23 protein-coding genes are annotated in these 26,184 nt (G+C 68.3%); 10 read left to right on the top strand and 13 right to left on the bottom strand.

Annotated features, from left to right (window positions below; translation table 11 throughout):
• Positions 1-174: 174 nt before the first annotated feature.
• The 4 genes from CA984_RS10415 to CA984_RS10400 form a co-directional block, all read right to left on the bottom strand.
• A complete protein-coding gene (locus CA984_RS10415; protein WP_086570681.1) occupies positions 175-1,056 on the bottom strand; it encodes a hypothetical protein in 882 nt (293 codons plus the stop codon).
• A gap of 166 nt (positions 1,057-1,222) precedes the next feature.
• Positions 1,223-3,670, bottom strand: a complete 2,448-nt coding sequence (locus tag CA984_RS10410) for an FtsX-like permease family protein (protein WP_086570679.1) — start codon at positions 3,668-3,670, stop codon at positions 1,223-1,225.
• Entirely contained in the window at positions 3,667-4,398 is a 732-nt protein-coding gene (locus tag CA984_RS10405) for an ABC transporter ATP-binding protein (protein ID WP_086570677.1), read from the bottom strand. The genes CA984_RS10410 and CA984_RS10405 overlap by 4 nt, the downstream gene beginning before the upstream one ends.
• Positions 4,395-4,640: a hypothetical protein gene (locus tag CA984_RS10400; protein WP_086570675.1), complete on the bottom strand. Its 246-nt coding sequence runs from the start codon at positions 4,638-4,640 to the stop codon at positions 4,395-4,397. Before CA984_RS10400 ends, CA984_RS10405 begins: the two co-directional genes overlap by 4 nt.
• Before the next feature lie 330 nt (positions 4,641-4,970).
• Here CA984_RS10400 and CA984_RS10395 point away from each other — a divergent pair, with 330 nt between their 5' ends.
• Positions 4,971-5,177, top strand: a complete 207-nt coding sequence (locus CA984_RS10395) for an integrase core domain-containing protein (protein WP_108724554.1) — start codon at positions 4,971-4,973, stop codon at positions 5,175-5,177.
• 221 nt (positions 5,178-5,398) lie between these two features.
• On the opposite strand, the gene CA984_RS10390 is transcribed toward CA984_RS10395, so the two are convergent.
• Entirely contained in the window at positions 5,399-5,788 is a 390-nt protein-coding gene (locus CA984_RS10390; protein WP_242675856.1) for a lamin tail domain-containing protein, read from the bottom strand.
• A gap of 522 nt (positions 5,789-6,310) precedes the next feature.
• Complete coding sequence (locus tag CA984_RS10385; RefSeq protein WP_086570668.1) at positions 6,311-7,138, bottom strand: hypothetical protein; 828 nt, start codon at positions 7,136-7,138, stop codon at positions 6,311-6,313.
• A gap of 435 nt (positions 7,139-7,573) precedes the next feature.
• Here CA984_RS10385 and CA984_RS10380 point away from each other — a divergent pair, with 435 nt between their 5' ends.
• Positions 7,574-9,235 carry a hypothetical protein gene (locus CA984_RS10380; RefSeq protein ID WP_165781191.1) on the top strand — a complete coding sequence of 554 codons (1,662 nt, stop codon included), beginning with the start codon at positions 7,574-7,576 and terminating at the stop codon, positions 9,233-9,235.
• Positions 9,236-9,438: 203 nt separating this feature from the next.
• On the opposite strand, the gene CA984_RS10375 is transcribed toward CA984_RS10380, so the two are convergent.
• On the bottom strand, positions 9,439-10,473 hold the full coding sequence (locus CA984_RS10375) for an NADPH:quinone reductase (protein WP_242675855.1): 1,035 nt from the start codon (positions 10,471-10,473) through the stop codon (positions 9,439-9,441).
• Positions 10,474-10,632: 159 nt separating this feature from the next.
• Complete coding sequence (locus CA984_RS10370) at positions 10,633-13,767, bottom strand: tetratricopeptide repeat protein (protein WP_086570663.1); 3,135 nt, start codon at positions 13,765-13,767, stop codon at positions 10,633-10,635.
• A 95-nt stretch (positions 13,768-13,862) separates the two neighbouring features.
• On the opposite strand from CA984_RS10370, the gene CA984_RS10365 reads away from it, so the two are divergent.
• Entirely contained in the window at positions 13,863-14,639 is a 777-nt protein-coding gene (locus CA984_RS10365; RefSeq protein ID WP_086570661.1) for a hypothetical protein, read from the top strand.
• A gap of 365 nt (positions 14,640-15,004) precedes the next feature.
• On the opposite strand, the gene CA984_RS10360 is transcribed toward CA984_RS10365, so the two are convergent.
• Positions 15,005-15,832 (bottom strand): hypothetical protein, encoded by an 828-nt coding sequence (locus tag CA984_RS10360; RefSeq protein WP_086570659.1) that lies wholly within the window; start codon positions 15,830-15,832, stop codon positions 15,005-15,007.
• A gap of 313 nt (positions 15,833-16,145) precedes the next feature.
• Positions 16,146-16,703, bottom strand: coding sequence for a hypothetical protein (locus tag CA984_RS10355; protein ID WP_133061608.1), 558 nt, complete (start codon positions 16,701-16,703; stop codon positions 16,146-16,148).
• Positions 16,704-17,170: 467 nt separating this feature from the next.
• Here CA984_RS10355 and CA984_RS10350 point away from each other — a divergent pair, with 467 nt between their 5' ends.
• Together CA984_RS10350 and CA984_RS10345 are read left to right on the top strand one after the other, a co-directional pair.
• On the top strand, positions 17,171-17,896 hold the full coding sequence (locus CA984_RS10350; RefSeq protein WP_242675854.1) for a helix-turn-helix transcriptional regulator: 726 nt from the start codon (positions 17,171-17,173) through the stop codon (positions 17,894-17,896).
• Positions 17,897-17,974: 78 nt separating this feature from the next.
• Positions 17,975-18,502: a hypothetical protein gene (locus tag CA984_RS10345; RefSeq protein WP_207620809.1), complete on the top strand. Its 528-nt coding sequence runs from the start codon at positions 17,975-17,977 to the stop codon at positions 18,500-18,502.
• Positions 18,503-18,657: 155 nt separating this feature from the next.
• Here CA984_RS10345 and CA984_RS10340 read toward each other — a convergent pair whose 3' ends face one another.
• On the bottom strand, positions 18,658-20,271 hold the full coding sequence (locus tag CA984_RS10340) for an ADP-ribosyltransferase domain-containing protein (RefSeq protein WP_086570653.1): 1,614 nt from the start codon (positions 20,269-20,271) through the stop codon (positions 18,658-18,660).
• A gap of 317 nt (positions 20,272-20,588) precedes the next feature.
• Here CA984_RS10340 and CA984_RS10335 point away from each other — a divergent pair, with 317 nt between their 5' ends.
• Positions 20,589-21,263, top strand: coding sequence for a macro domain-containing protein (locus CA984_RS10335; protein ID WP_086570651.1), 675 nt, complete (start codon positions 20,589-20,591; stop codon positions 21,261-21,263).
• 184 nt (positions 21,264-21,447) lie between these two features.
• Positions 21,448-21,738 (top strand): YiaA/YiaB family inner membrane protein, encoded by a 291-nt coding sequence (locus tag CA984_RS10330; protein WP_086570649.1) that lies wholly within the window; start codon positions 21,448-21,450, stop codon positions 21,736-21,738.
• A gap of 18 nt (positions 21,739-21,756) precedes the next feature.
• Here the strand turns inward: CA984_RS10330 and CA984_RS10325 are convergent, their stop codons facing one another.
• Positions 21,757-22,407, bottom strand: coding sequence for a response regulator (locus tag CA984_RS10325; protein ID WP_086570647.1), 651 nt, complete (start codon positions 22,405-22,407; stop codon positions 21,757-21,759).
• A gap of 18 nt (positions 22,408-22,425) precedes the next feature.
• Positions 22,426-23,574: a MacS family sensor histidine kinase gene (macS, locus tag CA984_RS10320; protein WP_086570645.1), complete on the bottom strand. Its 1,149-nt coding sequence runs from the start codon at positions 23,572-23,574 to the stop codon at positions 22,426-22,428.
• A gap of 240 nt (positions 23,575-23,814) precedes the next feature.
• Between macS and CA984_RS10315 the strand changes: the two genes are divergently transcribed.
• From CA984_RS10315 to CA984_RS10305, 3 genes are all read left to right on the top strand, one after another.
• A complete protein-coding gene (locus CA984_RS10315; RefSeq protein WP_242675859.1) occupies positions 23,815-24,333 on the top strand; it encodes a SigE family RNA polymerase sigma factor in 519 nt (172 codons plus the stop codon).
• Entirely contained in the window at positions 24,330-25,544 is a 1,215-nt protein-coding gene (locus CA984_RS10310) for a TolB-like translocation protein (protein WP_086570641.1), read from the top strand. Before CA984_RS10315 ends, CA984_RS10310 begins: the two co-directional genes overlap by 4 nt.
• 107 nt (positions 25,545-25,651) lie before the next feature.
• Positions 25,652-26,184, top strand: a 533-nt coding sequence (locus tag CA984_RS10305; protein ID WP_086570639.1) for a lytic polysaccharide monooxygenase auxiliary activity family 9 protein, incomplete at its 3' end; no start/stop codon positions are given.

Raw genomic sequence — 26,184 nt, 5'->3', positions numbered from 1 at the left:
CGCCCATGCTCAAGCGGGAGAATCGCGCCATTGCCCGAGCGGGAGAAGTGCCGGAGGCCTTTCCCCAAGGCTGACAGATCATCACCTTGAGGGGGATCCATCTTGGTGCGCTCCTTTCCGCGGACCCCCAGCGCTCCGTCGTGGGGGGTGCGTTCCCGTGACCGTCAGGGCGCCTCAGGTGTTCTTGTCGTCTGGGGGAATGGGCGTGTTCTGGATGCGGATGTACTCCAGCAGATCATCTTCGTCGATGACCTCGCCCGCGGGCGGGGCGGTGATGACGAGACGGAACCCCCACCTGGTGTAGCGCGTGTCGCTCCGCTTGACCAGCGGATCTTTCCCCGCTCCCACGGTGTCGGTGGTGATCAGGCGCTTGAGCAGACCGTCACGGCCGGCCCAGAGCTGCCAGGAGATCTTGCCTTTGGTCTTCTCGCCGATGGGCCGCCCCGAGGCCCAGTTGATCAAGGTGTCCTTGGAAACCTTGCGTAGTTCCTTGTAACTCATCGTGCCCCGGTAGAGGAAGCCGCCGGAGACGGGCTTGCCCGCCGAGCACTTCAGCACGGCCTTCATCATGAACGGGTCGTACACGTCGATCGGCTGCAGGCTGGCGTCCCGGGCCATGTCCCGGTTCATCTGCCCTCTGTGCTTGTTCGGGAACCGGATCCACTTCTTGCCATCCGGAACCGGCCCGGGATACCGATCGGCGGCGTCGTACACGTTCTTGCCGACGCGGATCACACGGTAGGGGTCCGGCTTCTCGGCCGGGGACCTCCCGCCCGTCGGCCGGGGAAGGTCCCACCAGGTGAGATCCGCAGCCACCGGACCCGATGGGGACAGCTGGAGGCTGCCGCTGCTCCGGGTCCCGCTCCCGGAGACCGTCGACTTCGCGCCGAAGAAGTAGCGGTTGGTCTCGGAAATCCGAACGCCATGCTCGTTTCGGAGCTGCCGCTTGAGCGCGCGCGCCGGATCGGGAGCTCCCGCCTGCGCGGCGGCGGGATTCGTGGCAACCGGTACGGACGCGATCAGTACGGCGAGCGTCAGAGCAGCCCATCGTCTCATGGGGGATTTGCCCTTCTTGTTGAGCTTTTGGGGCATTCAACGGAAAGGTGAGCTCAAATGCGATGGTAACGGCTGCATTCCATTGTTGTCTTTGTCCGCTCAGGTGTTGGCCCCGTGCTCCACTCCGTGGCCGGCTCCTCCGGCCGAGGAGGTCTTCTCGGGTCCATCAGGCGCGACGGACCATCTGCCGGGAAGGGATGGCCAGGGCCAGCCAGACGACCACGGTGATGGTGAGGACGACGGCCGGCGCGAGCCAGACAGGACCCGCCGGCCAGGGCCGGGAGAGAAAGCCGATGCTCAGCATGGTCAGCGGGGCGGTGGACAGGAGCAGCCCGGATCCGGCGGCCGCGGCGGCGATGACCAGGGCTTCCCAGCGGATCATGGTGCGGAGCTGGCGGGGAGTGGCGCCCAGGTTGCGCAGGGCGGTCAGTTCGGCGGTCCGCGCGGTGGTGGTGGCGACCAGGCGGTTGACGACCGCGACCAGGACGTAGCCCAGGAGTACGGCGAGGACCGCGATGTTCACGAGGATCTCGCCCGAGGGCCTGCCCATCTCCGGGGCGGCGGGGTCGCCGGACAGGACGGTGCCCGGCCACTGCTTCAGGAGCTCGGGAAGGGGCGACGGACCCGGCGCGAGCCGTACAAGGATCGTGGAGTCCAGACCTGTGGTGGTGTGCCCGGAGGCGAGGTCACGGGAGACGGCGACGGGCCCGAAGCCGAGCGCGCGGGTGTAGGTGGCGACCACGCGGGCCGTCACCGCGGTGCCGTCGCCCAGGGTGAGGTTGACGTGATCGCCGAGCTTTCCGGCGCGTTCGTCGACGGCGATCGTGTCGCCCTTGAGCGCGGCCAGGCTGCCGCCTACGATGCCCAGATCCACCAGGCCTTCGGCGTCGGGGCCGAGCACCATGGCCGGCCGGGGTTCGAGCCGGTGGGAGTCGTCGCCGACGGCCGGCGAGCCGGTCAGCACGGTGGTCGTGGTGAACGCGGTGGCGGCGGTGACGCCCCGGGTGGCGCGTACGTCGGAGAGCAGGCCGTGCGGGATGCCGCCGAGGACCGGCGCGGTGATCGTGGCGTCGGCGCGGATGCCCTGGGCCGCCTCGTCGCCGGAGGCCTTCGCGATCGTGGTCTGGGTCAGCACGACGCTGAGCGCCAGGGTGACGACCATGCCGAGGGCGGCGATGGCACCCGCGGTCCTGAGCGCGTAGCCGTGGGTGTTGCTCACCGCGAGCCAGGCGGGCGCGGACAGACCGGGCGGCAGCCGCCTGGCGAGCAGGCCCGTCGCCCGCTGGACCAGCCAGGGGCCGGCCATGGCGAGCCCGATCACGGCCACCAGCGCCGCGGTGGCCGGGCCGACGGTGGCTATCTCGGTGCGGATCAGCAGCGGGGCCGTGGAGAGCACGACCGAGGCCAGTATGAGCAGCAGCCCGCCGTTCGTGCGGATGCGGGAGGGCGTGCGCGGCTCGCTGGCCGACTCCGCGACGGCGGCCACCGCCGGCATCCGCGACGCGCGCAGGGACGTGCCCCACGTCGACATCCTGACCACGCCGAACAGCAGCAGCGCGGCGGCCACGGCGGGCAGCGGGCTGTAGGAGAGCGGGAGATCGCCGGGCAGCGTGCCGACCGACACCAGCAACTCGCCGAACCGGGCGGCCAGATAGTAGCCGAGCGCCGCCCCCGGTGCCATCGCCGCCAGCGCGGCCACGGTCCCCTGCACGGCGACCAGCTTCCGCACCTGGCGCGGTGTGGCACCGGCCGCACGCAGCAGCGCCAGGTCGCGTCGCTGCCTGTTGATCGACAGAGCCAGCCCGCCGGCGACCACGAACCCGACGACCATCAGGCTGATCCCGCTGATGGAGGCGGGCAACGCGATGAGCATGCCGCGGGCGGCGGCCGTACCGGGGGCTTCGGCGTCCCCTCTGGCCCGGCCGGTGGAGATCTCGTACCGGTCGCCGAGCCGCTTGGCGAGCTCGTCGGCGAGCGCGGCCGCGGTGACGCCGTCCTCGGCCCTGAGCGCGACGAGGTCCACGGTCTTCGCCCGCGGCCCGGCGTCCCTGGCGGCGAGCTTGACCGCGGTCTCGTCGCTGAAGTACAGGCCGGGCGCGTCGACGAGCGCGGTGACGCGGTAGTCGCCCGACGTCCCGCCCGCGATGACACGCACCGTCTGCCCGATCCGTGCTTTTTCCATGCTGTACGGCAGGGCGATCTCGTCGCCCGTGTCCGGCGGGGTGCCGGTCACCTTCCTGCCCGCGTCGGCCAGCGCGGCAGAGGACCAGCCATGACCGGACGTGCTTGCCGTGATGGGAAGGACGGTGGCGGGAAAGCTGAGATCGCCGACGGCGGCCGCGACGCCCGGTACGGCAGCGAGCTGAGCGACCAGAGAGCCGGGCACCACGGCCCGCTCGGGCAGAGCGACCGGCAGGTCGTCCTTCTGCGGAATGGACTGCCTGGCCGAGACGATCACGTCGGCACCGGGCAGGCGCTGGGTGGAGACGCTCGACCGCAGGCCCGACTCGATGATCACACCGGAGCCGGTGAGCAGCGCCATCCCGCCGAACACGGCGAGAAAGGCCACGACGAGGCCGCTGAGCCCGGCCAGGGAGAGTGCTGTCCTGATCACCTGGCTCCCTCCGGTACGGCGGTGAGCTGCGTGAGTCGCTGCGCCAGATCCCCGGCCGTGGGGGCGGACAGCAGGTCCACCACCCTGCCATCGGCCATGACGAGCGTGTCGTGTGCCCTCGCCGCGGCAGCGGGGTCGTGCGTGACCATGACCACGGTCTGACCGAGGTCGTCGACCAGCTCGCGCAGCAGGTCCAGCACCTGGGAGGCGCTGCGCAGGTCGAGAGCGCCCGTGGGCTCGTCGGCGAAGACCACGTCGGGGCGGGCGGCGAGCGCGCGCACGATCGCGGCGCGCTGCTGCTGACCGCCGGAGAGTTCCGCCGGCCGGTGCCGCAGCCGTCCGCCGAGGCCGACCCGCTCGACCAGTTCGCGCAGCCAGGCCGGGTCGGGGCGGATTCCGGCCAGGCGAAGCGGCAGCGTGATGTTGTGCTCGACGCTGACGGCGGGCAGCAGGTTGTAGGACTGGAAGACGAAGCCGATGTGCTTCCTGCGCAGCTCGGTGCGCTTGGTCTCGTTGAGCCGGGTGACGTCCACGCCGCCGATGGCGACCGCGCCCGAGGTGGGCGTGTCGAGCCCGGCAGCGCAGTTCAGCAACGTGCTCTTGCCCGAGCCCGACGGTCCCATGACGGCGACGAACCGGCCGCGCGGGAAGGTGAGCGACACGTTGTCGAGCGCGACGAGCTCACCGTGCTTCTTGACGACGTCGGTCAGGGTGACGACTCCACTCATGACCGCCGCCGGAGGAAATGGTGGGTGATGAGGCCGGCGATGCAGGCGACGGCGACGATTCCGGCGACCGTGCCGAGCACAGTGGCGGTCTCGCTTCCGAGGGTGTTCAGGACGATGTTGATCGAGGCGCTCACGATGAGGACGACCCACAGCAGCGCGCGAAGCGCGGTGCCGCCACCACGCGGCCTGGAGACGGGTGCGGACGGACGGCCTGACAGATCGAGGCGGTGGGGATCGTTCATACCGATCACTCTAGGAACCCGTCTCACCTGCGAAAATCCCGTCAGCTACCCAAGGCTTGGTAGTGCAGGCCGGAATGCCCCCGTATGCCCACCCTGAGGTGACGGGGTGACCCGTGACGCCTTCGAGGCACTCGAACGCCTGGCGGGCGGACTCGGCACCGCCTGCCTCGTTCTGATGACCCTGGTCTGCCGGGTCCTGGTCGGAGCCGGTGTGAACAAGGGGGCCGGGGGTTCGATTCCCCGAGGCGACTTCAGGTCGGAGGCCCTCCCGGTGACTTCCATCGATGATCGCATACAAGACGGCGCCGATTCGTCGATGCGTGCGACTCCATACTCAAGGTCGAATACGTGCATCGGCATCGCTTCCGCACGCGAGCCGAGGCCCGGCTGAAGATCGCCACCTGGTTCGCCGACTTCTGCAACGCCCACCGGCGGCACAGCGCCGCCGACGGGTTACCCCCGATCGTCTACGAGCAGCAAGTCATGGCCGCGCGAACCGTGACCAGGGCGAGGCTTCGGGAAGCCATCGCCGCATAACGGAGTCTCCACGTTTTCAGGGAATGGGCACTCACGGACCCTGAATTCGATGCACGCGATCGATGATCACCGCTTTAACCTGCACGGATGAACTATCGGCACCCAGAGATCCCAGTCCCCAGCACGAGACGTCACAACGGCATAAGAGGTTGATATGCACATCAAGGCGAACAAAAGAAAACCCCCGCCCGTGATGGGCGAAGGCTCTCCGCGTTGTACGGCTACAGGCAGTTGACCGACTCGACCCGGGAGCTGTTGTACGAGCAGGAGTCGATGAGCTTTCCAGACGGGTTGCGGATGTACCCCGTGTCCGAGGCCTGGTTCCAGATGTACGCGAACGTCCCCCCGGACCGACCCCAGTAGCGGATGGTCGAGGTGTTCGTACCCTTACCGGTCCGCACCGTGACCGTCTTCCCAGCGCCGAGGGTGAACGTACCAAACGTGTAGACGTGATCCGACGCAGACGTCTTGTCGCGGAGGGTCCACCCCTCGAGGTCGATCGCCTTCCGGGTGGTGTTCTTGAGTTGCGCCCACTCGCCGTTCAGGCTGCTGTTCGCCCCGTTGTCCGGTGACCCGGGCGAGTTGTAGTAGATCTTCACGAATTGGACCACGGGGAGCACGGTGGCCTGCGCCGGCACAACGGGGACGAGCGCCACAGCCAAAGCGGCAGCGGACAGAGCCAAGGGGAGGGAGCGCACTGGTGGATCCTTCAATATGTGAGATATGGGGCAAATGTGAGACGGCTGGCCTGCGGTGCAGGTTGGCATGTGAATTCGGTTTCCTTGGCGCGCCAGGACGTGACGACGCCCCATCTGATCGAGGAGTGAGGGCGTCGGCGTAGGTGCGCAAGAGGACTTCCACGCTGTTGCCTGCTCACTCAGCCACCTGCTTCGGTGGGACGCCCGCGTACAGCCAGATGGACAGGCATGCGCGCCGAAGGTCGTAAGGCCGTTTGGCCAGCGGAGAGCCGTACTCCTCTAGGGTTCGCGCGAGCTGTCGGGCTTCGCCCTAGATCCGTAGGGCCGGTGGCCGAACTCCTGCTGTGCATAGGCGGTCATCGCCGCCGAGGCGACTCATGAAGACCTACGGCGCGCCGGTCACCGGAGTGGCATCTCACCGCTCGGCGACGAGGTTCAGGAGAGAGCGTTGCTCGGGGGATCCCTCCAATCGTCCTGCTCCGCTGTCTCGTCGGCGGAAGGGACGGGGAGGTCGGTCTTGGCGCCCCAGCCGGTAAGGCGAGCGTCAACGACATGGAAAACCCAGACACTGGCGCCGTTGGCGAGCCACTCGGCCCAGGAGGTCTGGACCCTGCGTACCAGCTGATCCTTGCCGAGCCAGAGCCGCCACGAGACCTTGGTCTTCGCGTCTCTCCCGGTGGGCGGCTTCCTGCCGTACTGGTCGCGGAACGCGGGAGAGGTCTTGTAGAGCTGGGCGTAGGTGATCGTCCCCTGGTGGATCGTGGTGGGGGTGCCGTCGTAGACGCCGCCCGGGCGTTTGGCCTCGGTCGTGGTCAGCACCGCCTGCAACGCGGCCGGATCACCGAGATCGATCCCACCGGACTCCAGGAAGGGACGGGTCTTCTCGTCCTCGTAGAACAGGACCCAGGTCTTCCCCTCGGGAACGGGGCAGATCCAGCCCTGGCAGTACGTCCGGCCCGTGAACGTGAGGAACCGCATGGAAGGCTGGGGGTCATCGGATCCGGCGACGTCTCTGACATCGGTGGCCGTCACCGTGCCCTTGCCGAACTCGGCGCGGGTCTTTTTCCGAAAACTGTTTTTCTCTCCGTCTCTTCTCCAGGTGGTGACCTCCGACATGGCCACGCCCCGGTTCTCGACGAGCTGACGCCTGAGCGCGTCGATCGGGCTGATCGGGCCTGTCTGAGCGCCCGCAGCGGTACCGAGTCCGGTGACCGCGATGGACGTGGCCACCGCGACGGCCAGTGGGGCGATCCATCGCTTCATCCGAGTGGTCCTCTCTCGATGTCCCGTGCCGGAAAGGCATCGCTGATCTTCTCGTCCCGAGGTCTATTTTCGATCACCGGATTATGGAGGAGCCAAGCCAATTGGTTCGGCGGCCGGCAATTCAGCGAACGCCGTGCACGTTAATCACCGCGCTTGTCACGGCTGGCAGGTGTTCGTAGCACGCCAGTGACGCATGGTCCGAATGCTTGTCAAGATGCTGAAGGTATTGCCGCAGCGCTGCGTTATGGCCCCCTTGAGTGTTCTTGTTGTGCTCCCATCCTGGCGTTTGGATCTAGGGGTGCTCTTCTGCGGTGTGTCACAAGCGGCGTGTTCCAGGCGCCTCACCCGTGCCGCCGCCTGTTCTGCCCGGCCTGGTCCTCTCGTAGTACGCAGGGCATCGACCTGTGCTGTCTGCCAAGAGAAGGAGTCGTGACCTTGACTGCGCTGACCTACACCATCCTCACCGACCCGACATCCCTGGAGGCGTCAGTGGACGGGCGGTCTCCGTCCACGGGGACGGCGTATCTGGTGGTCACCAACACCAGACAGACAGTGCCCTGGTTGAGGATCGAGGTGAAGGTGCCCGTCGGTGACGGCGCCGGCCACCTCACCCGGGACATCAGCACGATCAAGCCGAGGGGCGAGTACACCGACACCCAGTCGGGCCCCCAGGCGGCCACCCAGCCGGTGATCGTCCAGCCACAAGGCACCGATGTCTTCCAGGTCACCACCCAGAGCGGTCGCTTAGAAGGTTTCGCGCCCGGTGACTACATGGTGCTGACACTGGAGAACGTCACCGTCGCTCCCACCGCCGGGTTAGCCGTGCTGACGGTGACCGAGACCACCAAAACCAGTAGAGGGTGGCAGACCAGCCACGCGGCGGTGCCGGTGGTGAAGGCCGCTCCCAAGGAGATTCCGGCACCGCGCGATTTCCGCCCGGACAAGGCCCTGCTGGACGCCGGAGAAAGCCTCAGGCTGAGCTGGGATGGGTCCAACGACTTCAGCTACGAGATCCGGTTCCCCGGCGGGCATGCGGCCATCCCCGGGGGCACGCGCACCTGGTCACCAGCCGAAGCCCCGAAGCGGGCTACCACCTACATCTTGGTCGCCACCGACCCCACCACTCAGAAGCAGCACTTCCTCACCACGACCGTTCAGGTGCGCTATCCCGTCCTGGAAACCCTCACCGCCACGACTGGCATCGACACCCCCTGGGTCCAGGGAACGGCGGACAAGGGGCGCGTCACCTTCACCGGCACAGGGGTGGGAATCTTCAACAACTCCGGCGGGCAGGGGACTGTGACGGCCGACAGGGCCGATCTCAACGGTGTGAACACCGAGTGGGTGCAGGGGAGAAGCACCGACGACGGGAAGGTCACTTTCCCTAAGGATGGGCTCGATGTCCGTCAGGGGAGTGGGGCGTGGGGAACCGTACACGCCGACAGGGCCGATCTCAACGGTGTGAACACCGAGTGGGTGCAGGGGAGAAGCACCGACGACGGGAAGGTCACTTTCCCTAAGGATGGGCTCGATGTCCGTCAGGGGAGTGGGGCGTGGGGAACCGTACACGCCGACAGGGCTGACCTCAATGGTGTGAACACCGAGTGGGTGCAGGGGAGAAGCACTGACGACGGGAAGGTCACTTTCCCTAAGGATGGGCTCGATGTCCGTCAGGGGAGTGGGGCGTGGGGAACCGTGCACGCCGACAAGGCCGATCTCAACGGCATCAACACCGAATGGGTGCAGGGGAGAAGCGCCGACGACGGATGGATCAGCTTCCCCAAGGAAGGCCTGAACGTGCGCAAGGGGGCCGGACAAACCTGGGGAACCGTGTTCGCCGACAAGGCCGACGTGAACAGCGTGATCACCAGTCAGGTCCAAGGATCAGGCGAAGGCAAGGGGTATATCCAGTTCCTGGAACAGGACAAGGGCGTGCGGATATTCGGTGGTGTGTCCGCCGGTTGGATACGGGGACTTAACGATGACGAAGCCTGGATCCGCTTCAATGAAAAGGGTATATGGGTGCTCAAGAACCAGAACGGCAAGCGTGAGAGCGCGAACGTGGGTTGCGCAACGGTCAATGACCGGCCCGCATGATCACGGTGTAATCAGCGCTGTCGGCGGATGACGGGGACAGGGGTCAAGGTTGTTCGGACGTAGGGTGCTCCACCTTGACCCCTGTTGTTGGCCTGCTCCCTGGAGGGGTGGGACGACGGCGACGGGATGATCGGCCAGGGCGGGCTTCCGAGTACCTCCGACCGCACAGATACAAGCGGGCTCCTGAGTAGAGGCGCGGGCTCCTAAGTAGACGGGCTGACGCGCAGCAAGACGCGTCCGCGGTATCTGTGGGCCTTGCCCTGGGCTGCGGTCTCCATGTCCTCGTGTGCCTTGCGGGCCTGTGCCAGTGGGAGGACCGTGGTGTCCAGGCGGAGGTCGTTGCGGGACAGTCGCCGGTTGATCCAGGCGGCGGCCTCGGCCAGTTCCGTAGTCGTGGCCAGGCTGATCGCGAAGCCGACCACGGACTGGTCGTGGACGTAGAGTCGGCCGACGTCGAGGGAGTCCCCGCCCGGCGCGCTCGCCAGCCCGGCCATCACCAGGACACGTCCCCGGTCGGCGAGCGCGTCGACCGCGGAGCCGACGGAGCCGCGCCCGGTCGTGTCGCAGTAGACGTCCACGCCCTGCGGGGCCGGTCCGCGCAGGGCGGCGACCGGGTCGGCCGCGGTGGAGTCGATCACCTCGTCGGCGCCCGCCTCGGCGCAATACTCGGTGTTGCGGGGGCCGCGGGCGGCGGCGATCACGCGGACGCCGAGGTCCTTGGCCATCCGGATGAGGCATGTTCCGACGGCCCCGTTGCCGCCGGCCACGAACAGGGTCTCCCCCGAGCGCATCCGGGCGTGGTGGACCAGGCCCGTGTAGGCGGTGGCAGCCGGATGCAGCACAGCGACGGCGACGAGCGGATCCACCCCGTCGGGCAGCCGGTAGAGCCGGTCGGCGGGCACGCACGCAAGTTCCGCCGAGGCGCCCTGGCGCCCGCCGTACCCGAGGCTGTTGGACCAGACGCGGGTGCCGGGCGCGAGCCCGGAGGCGCCGGGGGCGGCCACCTCGCCGACGAGGTCGCGGCCGAGCACCAGCGGCAGGGGGATCGGCGTGTGGTAGGCGCCGGAGCGCACGAACGTGTCCACCCGGTTGACGGCCGTCGCGGTCACCCGGACCAGGACCTCGTCGGAGGCGGGCACCGGGTCGGGGAGCTCGCCGTACCGGATCGAGGACGCGGGGCCGCGCTGTTCGACGTAAGCGGCACGGATGGTCGTCGCCTCCTTCGTTGATCTCCCCATCGTCTCAGATGTCGGTTTTCGGGTATTTCTGTGACCCAGGTCGGGCGTGCTCGTCGACGCCGGCCGGTGAACCGGCCGCGGAAGCGAACCTGGGATTCGCCGCCGGGGTGCTGTGCGGAACCAGTACCCCGTCCAGCCGACCAGCGCGCTGAAGAACTCCTACGCTGCCGGACCAGGGGCAGCAGGAAGTGGGGCCGGTTCCACACCCAGTTCGCCCATCGCCTCGATGTACATTCGGTACCGCCTGCGGGCTTCCCCGTGACGGCGAGCCATGGTCAATGTCCGGACCAGATCCAGGTGCGCCCTCTCGTCATAGGCGTCCCGTTCGAGAAGCCGCAGGAGATAACGGACCGCCCTGTCGTGTTCTGCGGTCTGCTGTGCACGGGACGCCAGTGTCCTCAGCAGTGCCTGGTAGACGGCTCGAGCCTCCTCTCGCAATGGCTCCAGCCATTCGGAGTAGGGGGAGTCCTCGCAGACGTCGCCTGTGTACCGCGCCTCGGCAGAGGCGAGTTGATCGTCATCTTGCGTGGCAAGCGCTTCGGCGGCAGCAGAGAGGAACTCCTCGACGTCCACTCGGAGGCCGACAAGCTGGATGGTGTGCTTGTCCCCTCGAACGAACTCCCCGGCGCCGAACTTACGCTGCGGATCAAGGACGGAGCGGACGGTCGACAGGGCGACCGAGAGCCGGTTGGCGCATCGGCCGGGGTCTTCCCCCGGCCAGAGAGCCTCCATCGCCACCTCCCGGGCGACGGATCGCCCCCGCTGGCAGACCAGCCATGTCAGCAGATCGCGAGCCTTCCGTGACTGCCACTCGGCGGCGGGGACGGAACGTCCATAGCGGCTCAGCCGTACCCCGCCGAGCACACAGAAGCGCACCGCGCCGGGGTCCAGGAACGTGACCGCCCGCAATAGTCCTGCGCCGGAGTCGTGCGGACCACGGATCCCAGCGCGACGCAGCTCACGCTCCGCCTCGCGGAGGCCATCACGCCGGCTGACAGGATCGGTGCATCTGAGGGCCGCCCGGGCGAAGCCGTTGCGTGCCGAACCCAGCGGGCTGCCGATCTCCACCCAGACCTCGCCGGCGGCCGCGAGCAGCTCCTCGCGATCTTCAGGCGAACCGGCCACTGTGATGGCCGACAGTTCCAACGCCTCGGCCGTGGCCGCCTGATCTCGTCGGTTGGCGGCGGCCACACGGGCGGACCGCGCGTAGGCGGCGGCCTTGGCCCGATCGCCGGCTTCCGCCCATACCCAACCGGCGGCTATAAGCGCCCCGACCTGGCTGGATCCACCGCCTACGGCTACCGCGCGTTCGGCAAGCCGGACGGCTCGCTCGGGGTCGTCGACGACGTGGATTCGAGCCAGCCCGGCCAGGGTGGATTGGATCAGATGCACGTCCTGGAGTTGATCGGCATGCTTCAGCGCGTTCTCATAGCTGAACTTGGCGCGCGGCAGGTCTCCGCGCTCCAGGTAGACCTTGCCGAGGCCGGCCAATGGATGGCCCAGCTTGTCGCTGCCGACCCGTCCAAGGATTTCGCACGCCTCTCCGAAGTCGGCCAGGGCTTCGTCGAGCCTGCCGAGTCCCATGAGTGCCTCCGCGCGGTTGTGCAGGGCGATCGCCCCGTTGACCGGCGCGCCTGCCAGCTCCGCCCGCCGTACCGCAAGCTCCAGGTCGGCCAGGGCCTCGGCGTACCGCGCCTCCTCGGTGCGGTGCGAGGCTCGATTGGCCAGGACGCGTACGGCCAGCAGCAGGTCACCCGAGCTCTCCGCGGCGGCGAGCGCAAGCGTGCTGTGTCGTTCGCTCGCGGCTCGGTCACCCTCATCGTGGGCGGCCATGGCCAGCGCGGTGTGCGCGCACGCCGCCGACCGTTCATCACCACAGACCGTCGCGATGGAAAGGGCACGTTCTGCCAGATGCGCCGCGGCCGAGAGGTCGCCGACGAGCCAGCGGGCGCTGGCGGTCCAGGCGAGAAGCATGGCCTCGTGGGGGGAGACTTCATCGGTGAGGACACCGCGCTCGAACGCCTTCAGCGCGGCCCGGTAGTCGCCGCGATGATAGTGAATCATCCCGATCCGCCACGCCACGGCGGGATCTGCGGCCGTGGCATGGCGTAGACACTCCAGTGCTCCCGCCCAATCGCCCTGCACCTGCCGAGCTTGGCCTTCGGCCAAGTCGACAGTGGACGTCCGCAGCTCCGCCGGAACCGCGCGGCAGGCCCGCGCCACCTCCACGGGACGCCCTTCGGCCAGCAGCGTGTCCCACCAACGTTCGATCATCGTGACGAGGTGGACGGGGTCGCTCGAAACGGCCAGGGCCTCCCTGATGAACCCGCGTTCTTCATACCAGCGGGCTGCCCGCGACGCGCGCTTCCGGTCGGCGCCTCCGACGCATTCCCGGATCAGGGTCGTCACGACATAGCCGTCCTTACACTGTGTGATCAGGATGTGCTGGGCGGCCAGAACGCTGATCTCGTGGCGGGAGATGTCGAGGCCGATCGCCGTGCACAGCTCCGGGGTGAACCAGGGCAGTGCCGCAGCCGCGCGTAAAAACTCGTTCATTCGCACATCACCGTCATTGAGCACCTCTTCGACCAGGTAGTCGAAGAGTGGCCCGGCGGGCGCGGCGAGGCGCTTCAATCGGTCCTCGGCCGGCAGGCCACCGAGCCAGCTCAGTGCCAGACGCACGGCGACCGGCCAGCCGATAGTGAGCTTCTGGACCTCCTCCGCCAGCACGTCGGCGTCTTCCGCCAGTACGAGGCGGGCCAGCGATCCCGTCTCCTCAAGCGTGAAGGCCAGGTGTTCCGCCGAGACCTGGAACACATGACCCAGGCCGCAGAGCCGCTGAATCGGAAAGGGCGCCCCCGAACGCGAGATCAACACCAGATGCAAGTTCTCGCCCCCGTGCCGGCACAACCCCTCGAGCAGGCGGCTTCCGACCGTATGCGGGGCGAGCCGCTCTACCTCATCGATCACGAGAACCGCGGAGTACGGCAGCGCAGCACCAAGTTCAGCGGCGAGTGCAGCCGTACGGACCGGGTCGTCCGCGGCGGGCCCGATCGATCGGGTCCATGCCGCAGGTGCCCCCAAGCCCTGGCAGACCTCTTCGACCAGGGTTGCGTCGTCGGCCTGTGTCACCCATGTCACAGGCACATCCGGCCGCGTCCGCGCCCATGCGTGGACGGCCGACGTCTTCCCGCCGCCCGGTCCGGCGGTCACCACCGTGAGGCGGTGCCGCATGATCTGATCCAGGGAGCGCATGAGCTGGGGGCGTGGCAGCAGGTGCTCGGTCGCCGTCACAGGCGCAGTATCCGCCGAGCTCACCTTTAAGGCAACTGAAAGATCAGCTCTTACCGTTGTCCCTGTTCCCGGTCTCCAATACACAAGGAGAGATCATGAGATTCACCCCAGCCCTGCTGGCAGGAATTGCGGGCACCCTGATTCTCGTCCCTACCCCAGCCACGGCCGGCGACGAAGAGGCCGACGTGGATGTACGGCTGGCTCAGCTTGAATACACCAGCGGCATGATAGTGACCTTCACCGACAGTCGGCCGTCGGATGACATCGGAATGGTTCAAACCGGAATGATCGGCCGTACCCTGCTCATCGCCCGTGATGAGGGCGACACCTTTCTGGAGACCTATCTGAAGATCACCCCAAGGGATGTCGCGGTTCCGCGGCGTCTCGTTGATGATCATGGAACCGATACGCCGCCGGAGCTGCAGCTTCGCAGGATCACCGCGTCGCCGGTCGTCGCCGACAGTCTGGCCCCGCCGCGGAGCGCGGTCATCTCGGGCGCGGCCGCATGCAATTTCTCCCACTTCAACTGGTTCGACTGGCATGACGCGGGGGTCCCGGGAATGGCTCCCAAGTCCTACCTCGCCTCCCAGTTCGGCGGCAAGAAGCGCTATTCCGATAGCTATGTCGCCAACTGCACCCCGGAAGGCTCGCCAAGCTATCTCTACGCCAGGCATCGGATCTACTACATGAACGCGTTGGGGAACTACGTCAAGCACTTCGACTCCAAGCTGGCGCCGTGGCAGCACCAGGCGATCGAGAAAGGATCCATTAAGCGCTGGCGCAAGGTCCATTACGACGACGGCTGGAACTCCAGCCCGAGCTGCGGCGGGGGCAACTGCGTCTACACGCGAGAGGGACGCTTCCACGACTGACGGTGTGGGTGCCGAAAACTGGTCCACCCGCGTTGAGCCGGAGTCACCCAAGCGCGGGTCACCACCGGCTGAGCGAGCGTTCAAGGGGTTGTCGTCTTGGCCGTGCCATACGGAGAAGCCCGGGCCATCAGTCGATGGCCTGGGCTTCTCCGTGTTTCGGATCAGTCGCCGACGCCCGGCTGCCGTCTGTTGACTCTGGTCGGTCGTGCCGTATACGTGCCGAAGTCCAGCCCAGGAGAGGCGTCCTCCGGGGTCGGCAACCGGGCTCTTGCCGTGTATGAGGCGGTCACCGCTGCCGGGCCGGCTCATGAAGATTCACGGCGGGTCGGTCACCGGAGTGGTACTTCACCCCTCGACAACCAGGTTCAGGAGAGAGAGCTTTTGGGGGAATCCTTCCACTCGTCCTGCTCCGCTGTCTCGTCGGCGGAAGGGACGGGGAGGTCGGTCTTGGCGCCCCAGCCGGTAAGGCGAGCGTCGACGACATGGAAACCTCCGACGCTGGTGCCGTTGGCGACCAACTCGGTCCAGGAGGTCTGGACCCTGCGTACCAGCTGATCCTTGCCGAGCCAGAGCCGCCACGAGACCTTGGTCTTCGCGTCTCTCCCGGTGGGCGGCTTCTTGCCGTACTGGTCGCGGAACGCGGGAGAGGTCTTGTAGAGCTGGGCGTAGGTGATCGTCCCCTGGTGGATCGTGGTGGGGGTGTCGTCGTAGACGCCGCCCGGGCGTTTGGCCTCGGTCGTGGTCAGCACCGCCTGTAACGCGGCCGGATCACCGAGATCGATCCCACCGGACTCCAGGAAGGGACGGGTCTTCTCGTCCTCGTAGAACAGGACCCAGGTTTTCCCCTCGGGAACGGGGCAGATCCAGCCCTGGCAGTACGTCCGGCCCGTGAACGTGAGGAACCGCACGGGAGATTGGGGGTCATCGGATCTGTCGATGTGTCTGACATCGGTGGCCGTCACCGTGCCCTTGCCGAACTCGGTGCGGGTCTTGCGCCGAGAACTGTCTTTCCCCCAGTCTCTCCCCCAGGTGGTGACCTCCGACATGGCCACGCCCCGGTTCTCGACGAGCTGACGCCTGAGCGCGTCGGCCGGGCTGATCGGGCCTGTCTGAGCATCCGCAGCGGCGCCGAGTCCGGTGACCGCGACGGACGCGGTCACCGCGACGGCCATCGTGGCGATCCATCGCCTCATCCGGGCTGTCCTCTCTTGATCCTTCTCACCTCGAGAAGGCGCCGTTGATCTTCTCGTCCCGAGGTCTCTTTTCGATCACCGGATCATGAAGGAGGCAAGCCGACCGGTTCGGCGGACGGCAATGTGGTGGCTATCGCTCACGTGCCGTCACGGAGCAGACCACCAGCTCGGCAGATCTTGCCAACGCCGCTGCCGACGACGGCCCTGGACATCGGTGTACGTCTCGTGGACGTCGTGCTTGCCGTCGAATTGGACCGTCCGCCGCAGGAACGTACGGCCCCCGCCCACGCGCAGCTCGTACGAGGCCGGCCGATCACCACTTGTCCCACCCCGACCATGCGTACCAGGGACCGGAGATCGGATCGAGCCGATCCACGTCGTCCTCGGGCATCTGACCCGCCGGGCTCCATACGAAACCTGCCGATGTGCGGACCAGCCAGTCGTCGATGCTGAATCGGGCTCCGCCGCCAGGCGTCGCCTCTGACCAGCAGACCGGATAGAGACCCACCCGCCGGCACTCGTGCGAGGAGGCGCCGCTTCGAGCCACGGCCTGGGCGTGCTCGGCCAGGGCGGACTGCGACAACGCGAACCGTACCCGGAACGGGACGTCGGCGGTGATCGCCAAGAAGGTGCAGCCGACGATGATCCATGGCATCAACCAGCGGAACTGGTTCGCGGACACCGCTTCGAAGTCGGCTACAAGCGCCACGACACTCCGCATGATCCCCAGTAGGCAGAGCGAGCCGCCCACGAAGAACGCCCAGAGGAACAGTTCGACGTACAGGTACGGCGCGCTGGCCCACCACAGGCACACGAGCGCCGCGAGCGAGAACGCCGTGAGCAACGGCCATCCCGGCGGCTTGGTGATCACAGCGCCACCTTAACCATCAGATGATCGAGTCCACGGGGGTTTGGCCATGTTCGGCGGTCATGGGCGATCAGGGATCGTTTGATCGGCCGGCCGGTCCTGTCGTTGCGCCGGATCGCGGCGGTCAGCGCGGGGGTCCGGATCAGGAAGCGAATGACGACGCCCGCAGCCGCGCGGCTACGAACCGCGGTACACCTCCCGGGACCGCTTGGTGATGCGCCGGTCCGCCTCCGGCGCCCGTTGCTCAACCGCCGGTCACCGTCCGTTTTCCCGTGCTGACAGTCAGGAGCGGGCCAAGGCGGGCTGATTGGTGTTCTTCGCGGGCATCGGGGAGGCTCTTTCCGGCACCTGACAAGCATCCCGCGAAGGATTCGGACGTCGTCCGTCGGCACGGCGCGGATCGCACCGGTCAGAATCTGCCAGTAGGCCCGCGTCGGGTGTGAGGGTGGCGCGGTCGGCGAAGGAGGCGTGTGGACGAGAGCGTGTCGTTGGCCCAGCTTGCCCATCGGCTGGAGGAGGTGGTCGATGAGCTACGCGGCATCCCCGTCGACGTCGAGCGGCTGGAGGACAGCGAGCTCGTCCGGCAGCAGATCGCGCAGGCCACCCACTCGGCGGGCGAGCTGCGCGCCATGCATCCGGTGGGCTCGCGGGAGAAGGGCCGCCAGGAGCAGAAGAGCAGGCGCAGCGTGCTCGACGTCCTGCGGGACGGCATGGCGATGCGGACGATCGTTCACGCGAGCGTGCTGGACGACCCTCGTAAGGCGGCCCGGATCAGGGAGCTGCATGCCGCGGGCAACCTGCACCGGGTCGTCGACGAGCCGATCCAGCAGATGCTCGTCTTCGACCGCACGGTGGCGTTCATCCGGATCACCCCCGTCGCCTACTCACCGGGCGCCCTGATGATCAGACAGCAGAGTCTGATCACCATCCTCATCGACCTGTTCGAGCAGACCTGGGCCAGGGCCAGGGAGGTCACTGAGCCGACGCACCGGCTGACCCCGCGCGAGCGCGAGGTGCTCGCTCTGATCGCCGAAGGGCGCTCCAACGGCGCTATCGCCCGCGCGCTGTCGATCACGGAGGCGGCCGTCGGTAAACACGTGGCCAGCCTGTTCGTCAAGCTTGAGCTACCCGCGACTCAGGACGACAACCGGCGGGTGCTGGCGGTGCTCGCCTATCTGCGCGGAGCGGCGCGGTAGTGCCAGACCGACCTCATCCTCGCCCTAGCCCCCGTGCCGACGGAGTCCGGCACGGATTTCAATGGCGTCATGCAACGAATGACTGGATTACTGGTTGGTGCGATCTTCGGTGCGGTCTTCGTCGTCGTCAACGCGCAGAGCCCGCTGAACACCGTGACCGTGAACCTCCTGCGGGTGCTCGCCTGCCTGGGGGCCGCGAGTGTCATCGCCATATGGTTCGCCACAGCGCGGAAGGAGCGGTCCACCGCGGGCCCGCGACGGAACATGTTCGGCCGTGGCTACCTGATCATCGTCGCCGCCGAGGCGATCCTGCTCTTCGGCGGGATCCAGGTGCTCGCCGCCTGGGGACGTCCTGAGCAGACCAACGTGGCCTGGGTGGCGTTCGTGGTCGGTGTGCACTTCATCGCGTTGGCGCCTGTCTGGAAGGACTGGAGCATCGCCGTACCCGGTGTGGTTCTCACCCTTCTCGGCGTCGCCGGTCTTGTCATGGCGTCGACGGCCGCTGTCGCCTGGGTGCCGTTCGTCAGCGGTGTGCTGTCCGGGATGGTGCTCCTGACCGGCGCCGCCACCTTCGGCTGGCGCACTGTGACAGCTCGGACGGCCTAGCCGGGCCGCGGCCGTGCCGCCCGGGTCGCGGACGGCGATCGACGGCGCCGGTGCGGACGGGGGAGTGGCCATGACGCCTGAGCTGGTGTGATCGGCGGCCCGGAGCGTTGTCGCCGGGCCGCCGGAGCTTCATGTACGGAGACGTCCTCCGCCGCTCACGCCACCAGGGGCTGCTCGGCCAGTTCGGTCAGCTTCACGGTGTACAGGCCGCCGCGCGCGGCCTTCACGTCGGTCACCTTGAGCTGCGTGCCGGGGGCGAGGATGAACTCCTCCTCGCCGGTGAACGCGGAGAAGCCGCGGATGCCCACGGCCCGCATGGGGAGCACCTCGAAGAGCGTCCGCTTGCCGCGGCCGAGGAACGCCTGGGCCACGCTGAGCTCCGACGTACACGAGGACACGCCCCACCACGTCACGGTCCGGCCGAGCGGGTACTGCGCCCGCAGGTCCAGCGACACCCCGCGCCACAGCGGCTCCTTGCGGGCCGGCAGACGCGACACGGCCGAGAACAGGAGGCGCAGGTACGACAGGTACGGGACGATCCGGGTGCGGTCCGGGTCGCGCAGGACGGCGTTGATCTGCCGGTAGAACGCCGACTCGCAGGTGTAGAGGTAGAGGGCCGCGATCTCGTCGGCGGACAGGCCGCCGGCCGCGCCGTCCGCCTGCTCCTCGCCGAACCGGTGCGACTGCTCCGTGTGCCGGTCGAGACCCGACAGCAGCTTGGCCACCGGGGCGACGGCCTCGCGGAAGTCCATGAGCGGGGTGTCGAACACGCCGGTGATCGCCGGAAGTTCCAGCCCCTCGTCTTTGACGCCGGCGAGCCGTTCGAGGTAGAGCTTGTGCAACTCCATCGTGGAGGCGATGAACGCCCCCATGCGGTCGGCCGTGTCCGCGTCCGCCCCGCCGGCCTGCGCCGCGAGCGTGTTCCACCCCTTGCTGGGCAGCCAGTCGATCTCGTCGGTCCCGAGCGCCTTGAGGGCCGTGTTCACGGCGGCGAAGTGGTTCCCGTCGCAGAAGATGTCGCCCTGTGCCGCGGGGTTGGGGTGGTCGATGTGCCAGACCTCCACCCCGGGGTACTTCTGCTGGAGCCGGAGTACGACCTCTTTCAGGCTGCGGGCGTGCGCTCCCCACCACGCGAACACCACGCCCCGATCCTGCTCGTCGGCGTCCTGTTTGGCCTTCAGGATCTCCTCGACGAGCTTCTCGACGACCGGTCGCCAGAACGCGGTGTGCCGGTCGGTGGCCATCGCCCCGTCGCCGCTGGCGGTGAGTGCCGCGTTCAGAAGCAACACGCCCTGCGTGAGCATCGCCTGGAACCATTCCGGCGGCTGCACGGTGTCGTGCCTCTTCAGGAGCGCGCGGATGTCGGCGATCGGCGTCTTCTTGGGGATGCCGTGCTTCCACATCGCCGCCGCCTTGATGATGCAGCGGATGGTGATGACCTTGCCGAACTGGCTGTCGTCCCAGTTGTGGAAGGTGTTGTCGAACATGGCGATGCCGGTGGCACTCTCGGCCCGCGGGTACGGGTTCTGGCCGAAGACGACGACCTTCCACTTGTGCGGCGGGTGGGGTTTGAGCGCCTGGAAGGTCAGTTCCCGGACGGGCACGACCCCGGGGCCGCGGCCCGGGCCGATGAACGCGGCCGCGGCCGGTTGCGCCTCGATGACCGGCTTCAAGGGCGGCAGCCATGGCTCGCCGCCGCCCTTGAAGAGTTCGGTGAGAGCCAGCGGGTCATTCGGGTCGGGCGGGGTGGGGGCGTTGGCGTCTCTCATCGTGAGCTCCCGGATCGGCGAGCCGTACCGGTGACGGCACGGGTGGTGGAGGTGGGGGAATTGTGCCGTGCGAAGACGCCGGACGCGATGTCGGGGAACCGGCGGGCCCACCCGCTGGAGTGGGCGGGCTCTCCGGTATGAGGGGCGGCTCGCCGTAAGGCCTGGTCCGCGGGAGGTTCAGGGCGGGGCGATCCGGAGCTGGTGCGTCCGCGAACGCGAGGATCGTCCCCAGATCTCCAACCAAGATCCCGTTCGCCCGCGTGGCACGGTATCTTCGTGGACGTTGGAAACACCCCTCCCCGCGCCCGGAGTGAGCCATGACCATCAAGCATGTCAAGCCGCTGCTCAAGGTGGTGCTGGTGGACATCAACACGGAGGTGGTGCAGGCGGGACGGGCGGCGTTCGCCGACACCCCCGAGGTCGAGATCCACGAGGGGTCGATCCTCGCCCAGCACGTCGATGCCTGGGTCAACCCGACCAACTCCCGCGGGCGGATGGACGGCGGGGTCGACGCGGCCATCAAGCGGCACCTCGGAGCGGGTATCCAGTTGCGCGTCCAGCGGGCGATCCGCGATCAGTTCGGCGGGTCGCTGCCGGTGGGAAGTGCCATGTGCGTACCGTCCGGGGCGACCAACCCGAAGTTCCTGATCTCGACGCCGACGATGGTGGAGTCGGTGCAGGACGTGAGTGAGACGCTGAACGTGGCTCTGGCGTGCGCCGCCGCGTTCCAGGCCATCCACATGCAGAACGAGAGGGAGCCGGGCAGCATCGAGTCGGTGGCGCTGGTCGGCATGGGCGCGGCGACGGGCGGGGTGCCTCCGCGGGTGTGCGCCAACTTGATGTGGACCGGCTACACCCTGTTCAACGACTACTACTTCCGGGACTACGACGACCTGCGGAGGACGATCCGCGAGCAACTCGACGACATCGACAGCCGCCCCGAGGAGGAGCGGGTGCGGATCAATCCGCCCGCCGCCCCGTCCCGTGGTTGACAGGGGGAACGCGACCCGATCGAGCGGAGCCTGATCACCTCGCGCGTCATCGACCCGGGCAAGCCCGACGAGGGCTCACTTCGGTTCATGTACTCAGACGAGGGCTCATTTTGGTTCATGTACTCAGACAGGGTGGGTACGCGTACTCAGGCGTCCGGCCGGCTGGTGCCGGACCCTTGACGGCATGAACAAGCCACTCCAGCCCGTCATGACCGCCGCTTACTTCGCGCAGTCCGTCATCTCTTTCGGCGTGGCGCTCGGTAGCGTGGCGCTCGGCATCGTCTTCCTGCCGATCGACCCCTGGGTGCGTGCCTTCCTCGCGGTCGCCGTGCTGTACACGGTGACGTCGGCCTTCGGCCTGGCCAAGTGTGTGCGCGACCGGCAGGAAGTCGTCAGCGTGTCAAGCCGCGTCGACCAGGCGCGCCTCGACAAACTGCTCTCCGAGCACGACCCCTACAAGGTCGACAATCCCTGAGCCGCCCCTCCGGACCACCTATGCCTCGTCGAGTCCCCGCTCGATCGCGTAACGGACGAGCTCGACCCGGTTGTGGAGCTGGAGCTTGTTCAGGGTGTTCTGCACGTGGTTCTGCACGGTCCGGTGGCTGAGCACCAGCCGCTCGGCGACCTGTCTGTAGGACAGTCCCTTGGCGACGAGGCGCAGCACCTCGGTCTCCCGGTCGGTGAGGCATGGTCCGTCGTCGGAAGGCCCCTGCGTGGCGAGGCGGCGATACTCGCCGAGCACCAGCCCGGCCAGGCCGGGGGTGAAGACCGGTTCCCCCTCGGCCGTGCGCCGGACGGCGTCGAGGAACTCCTCCCGGCTCGCGGACTTGACCAGGTAGCCGGAGGCCCCGGCCTTGACCGTCTCGAGCACGTCCTCGTGCTCGCCGCTCGCCGACAGCACCAGCACGCGGGGCGGATGGGCGGATGCGGCCAGCCCTCTGGCCACCTCCACCCCGGGCAGGTCGGGAAGCCGCAGGTCGAGGATGACCACATCGGGGCGGACGGCGGCGGCGACGCGGAGCGCCTGGCGGCCCTCGCCCACGGTCGCCACCACCTCGTACATGGCGTTCTCCAGGTCGCGGGCGACCGCGTCCCGCCACATCGGGTGGTCGTCCACCACCATCACCCGCAGAGCGCTGGTCATGCCGTAACTGTAAACCGGCTAGGCCGTGTGGGTCTGCTCGTGGGCGGGAGGCCGTGCGGGGACGGGGATGATCAGCTCGACCTCGGTTCCCTGGCCGGGCACGGATGTGAAACCGGCGGTGCCGCCAAGGCCGGCGATCCGGCCCCGGATGGACTGCGCGATGCCGAGCCTGCCCTCTGCCTCCGCCTCCGGGAGACGTCCCTCGGGGATGCCCGGACCCTCGTCCCGGACCGTGACGGTCATGGAGACGTCGTCGTTCTCGGCGAAGACCCAGGCCCTCGCGTCTTCGCCGCAGTGCCGCCGGACGTTGTCGAGCGCCGCGCCCACGGCCGCGACGACCTCGTGAGCCTGACCGGCGGGGAGCGGCAAAGGGGTCGCGGGTGTCGACACGGTCACCGTTGCCGTGGTGTACCGGCGTAGACGGGCCCCCACATCGACGAGGCCCGCGCCGTCCTGCCCCGCCATGGCCGGCCCGCTACGGATCATCTCGCGCAATGCCGCTTCCTGCTCTCCGGCGAGCCGCCCCAGTTCGACGGCTTCCCCGCCGATCTCCAGCCCGCGGCGTTGCACCAGCGCCAGCACCTGGAGAACGGAGTCGTGGATGCCGCGGGCGAGCCGCTCGCGTTCTCGGCCGGCCGCCTCTATCTCGACGGCCCGTTGCAGCCGTTCTTCCGCCTGTTTGGTGAGCCGGGCCACATGGCCGACGACGGTTCCGGCGAGGATCAGCAGCACGGATCCGTTGACGGGGACGGAGAGATCGAATCCGTGCCGACCACGCAGCCACAGGTCGCCGAGCGACAGCACGACCGCTGCGACCCCGCCCGCCCGCCGCCCGCCGTACACGGCCCAGGCGAGGACAGGTCCCCCGATCCAGGTCGCCGTGACCGGCATCACGCCTGCCGGCCCGGCACCAGGTCCCTGGACGTACGGCGAGGCCAGCATGCAGCCGAGAGTGACGAGAACGTCCATCACCAGCAGAGGGCGGCTTCTCGCGGTCGAGTACGCGATGGTGGTGGCCGCGGTCCAGACCGTCATCAGGCCGAGGACGAGCCAGCCCGCGACGGGACGCTGGTAGCCGCCGGCGCTCGCCAGCAACAGTGCGGCGTAACCCAGGGAGGCGATGCGGTAGACCGCGATAGCGCGCCAGAACGACCCCTCGATCCCCATGCGGCCCCATCACGCTCGATCGGCGCTGTTCCTGGTGAGCCCGACTATACGGCGGCTCGCGCCGGCCGCATGTCCCGCTGGAACGGCGGCTCGCGCCGGCCGCACATCCCGCTGGACCCGGGGTTCCGCTCGCTGCCCGCCAACCGGCCGGCCGAGCGGACGTGGTGGTCGATGCAACACTTTGCCCGGTAATTCCATCTGGGAGGTGACAGAGCCGACGGAAGGCGGGGGCAGTTGGAAGTGGATCCGCGGTTCGCGGAGTTCGTCGCCGAGCGTGGTGATGCGCTGCTGCGATACGGCTACGTGCTGGCCGGGAACCCGCATGACGCGGCGGACCTGGTGCAGGAGGCGCTGCTGAAGCTCCGCGCCGCCTGGCCGAGGCTCCTGGCCAAGGAGAATCCCGAAAGCTACGTGCGCACCATCATGGCCAGGCTGCACACGGCCGCCTGGCGGTTGCGCCGTCGCGAGCTGCTCAGCTGGGAGTTGCCCGAACACGGCCACCACGACGCGCTGCCCAGCGGTGACGAGCAGGCGATGTGGGAGGCGCTGGCCGGGCTGCCGCGCAAGCAGCGGGTGGTGCTGGTGTTGCGGTACTACGAAGGGTTCAGCGACGCGGAGATCGCGGCGACCCTGGGGATCTCCCGGGGAACCGTGCGGAGCCAGGCGTCACGGGCGCTCGACAAGCTTCGCTCCGCCGTACCGGCGGACAGTCACGGCATTTCTGAAGGCGTCAGGTCGGAGCACGGGGAGCGGCGATGAGCGACTTCGAGGACACGTTGCGCACGACCTTGGGGCGTGCGGCGGAACACGCGCCCCGGCTGCCCGGCGCGGCGGCGGGGCAGCTGGAGATCGGATACCGGCGGCGCAGGCGACGCCTCCAGGCGCTGCTCGCGGCGGCGGCCGTGGTGGTGGTCGCGGGCGGGGCCGCGGTGGGTCTGCGTGCGGGCGGTGGTGAGGGAGCGCCGCCGGCCGTCAACCCGTCCGGCGTTCATTCTGTGGTGGTCACCCTCCCGGAGGCCGCGCCTGAGCCGATCGAGAAGGTGTGGCCACAGGCCGTGTGGAAGATGCCCGCGAAGGGGGCGGACGGCCGGGAGCTGTGGCCGGTCGCACTGATCGACGACCGGACGTTGCTGGTCAAGGCCTGGCGTACCTTCGAGAAGACCGACGTGCTCTACGCCTACGATCTGATCGGCCGGAACCTGCGGAAGATCGCGGACGTGCCCGCGCCGAAGGGAACCGTCCGGTTCGCCTCGGACTTCAGCCTCGGCGACGGGCAGGTGGCCTGGTGGACCACCACGAAGGGCGTCACGCACATCTGGGCCGCCGCGCTGGACGGTGGAGAGGCCCGGCTGGTGGCCGACCGGAGAACCGAGGGCGACGATGTCTCCCCTCTCGACGGCCTCGGCGTGGCCAACGGCAACGTCGTGCTCTCCCTTTCCACGGGCGGGGTGCTCAGCGTTCCACTGGCCGGGGGGCCGGTGACGCCGGTCCAGACCGGCGCCGGCCTGCACCTGCTGTCCTGGCCGTGGGCCGGTTCGCCGGGCACCGGCGGGCCGCCCGGCCGGCCGCCCTTCAGCAAGCTGGTCAACCTGGAGACCGGGCAGACCAGCACGGCCGCCGTCCATCAGGGCGAGCAGGTGTACGCCTGCGGCGTGCGGTCCTGTACGGGGACGACGGCCGACGGCCGAGCCTTCACCCGGCTGCGTGACGGCTCACAGCAGAAGGACATTCCCGTGGGCTATCTGATCCCGGAACCGCCGACGCAGAGCCGTTTCCATGTGCGCAACATCAGGAGCGACGGGCCGGGGCTCGGTCTCTACGACGTGGACACCGGTACCTTCGCCGATCTGGGCATCCGGGAGGAGGCGGCGACCCGCGGCGAGGTTCCCGTCGCGGACCGTTCCGGTCGGCTCATGACCTACCGGCTCAAGAACGATCGATACGTGATCGATCTGTCCAAGATCCCGTAGCCGCCGCGGTGGGGGTGCGGCCGGACGTGATCGGGGGTGGGCGGATATTTACTGTTAGTAAAGTTTCCTTTATATTTGGCCTAACCCCCCAGCAAAGGAAGCACGACATGCGCAAATTGATCACAGTCTTATCGGCGACGATCATCGCGGTCGCGTCCGTGGTGTTCGTCGCCTCGCCCGCCCTGGCGCACGGTTACATCACCTCCCCTCCGAGCAGGCAGGCCCTCTGCGCCCAGGGGAAGGTCGCCAACTGCGGCCAGATCATCTGGGAGCCGGCCAGCGTCGAGGGCCCCAAGGGGCAGCGGAACTGCAGCGGCGGCGATGCCCGCTGGGCCCCGCTCGACGATGACAGCAAGGCGTGGCCGGTCACCAACGTCGGCGACTCGGTCACCTTCAACTGGCGGATCGAGGCCCGTCACGCCACCAGCACGTGGGAGTACTTCGTCGGCGGCACCCGCATCGCGGTGTTCGACGACCGGGGCAAGCTGCCGGGCTCCACGGTCTCGCACGCGGTCAGCCTGGGAGGCCGGACCGGGCGCCTCAAGGTGCTCGCCATCTGGAACGTCGCCGACACCGCGATGGCCTTCTACAACTGCGTCGATGTCAATGTCGGCGGCGGCGGCCCCGACCCGACCCCGAC

It is taken from the genome of Streptosporangium minutum (assembly GCF_002149035.1).
In the GTDB taxonomy this organism is placed as follows: domain Bacteria; phylum Actinomycetota; class Actinomycetes; order Streptosporangiales; family Streptosporangiaceae; genus Streptosporangium; species Streptosporangium minutum.
Note: the sequence above shows the minus strand (reverse complement) of the source record. Positions and strands in the feature narration are given on the sequence as shown.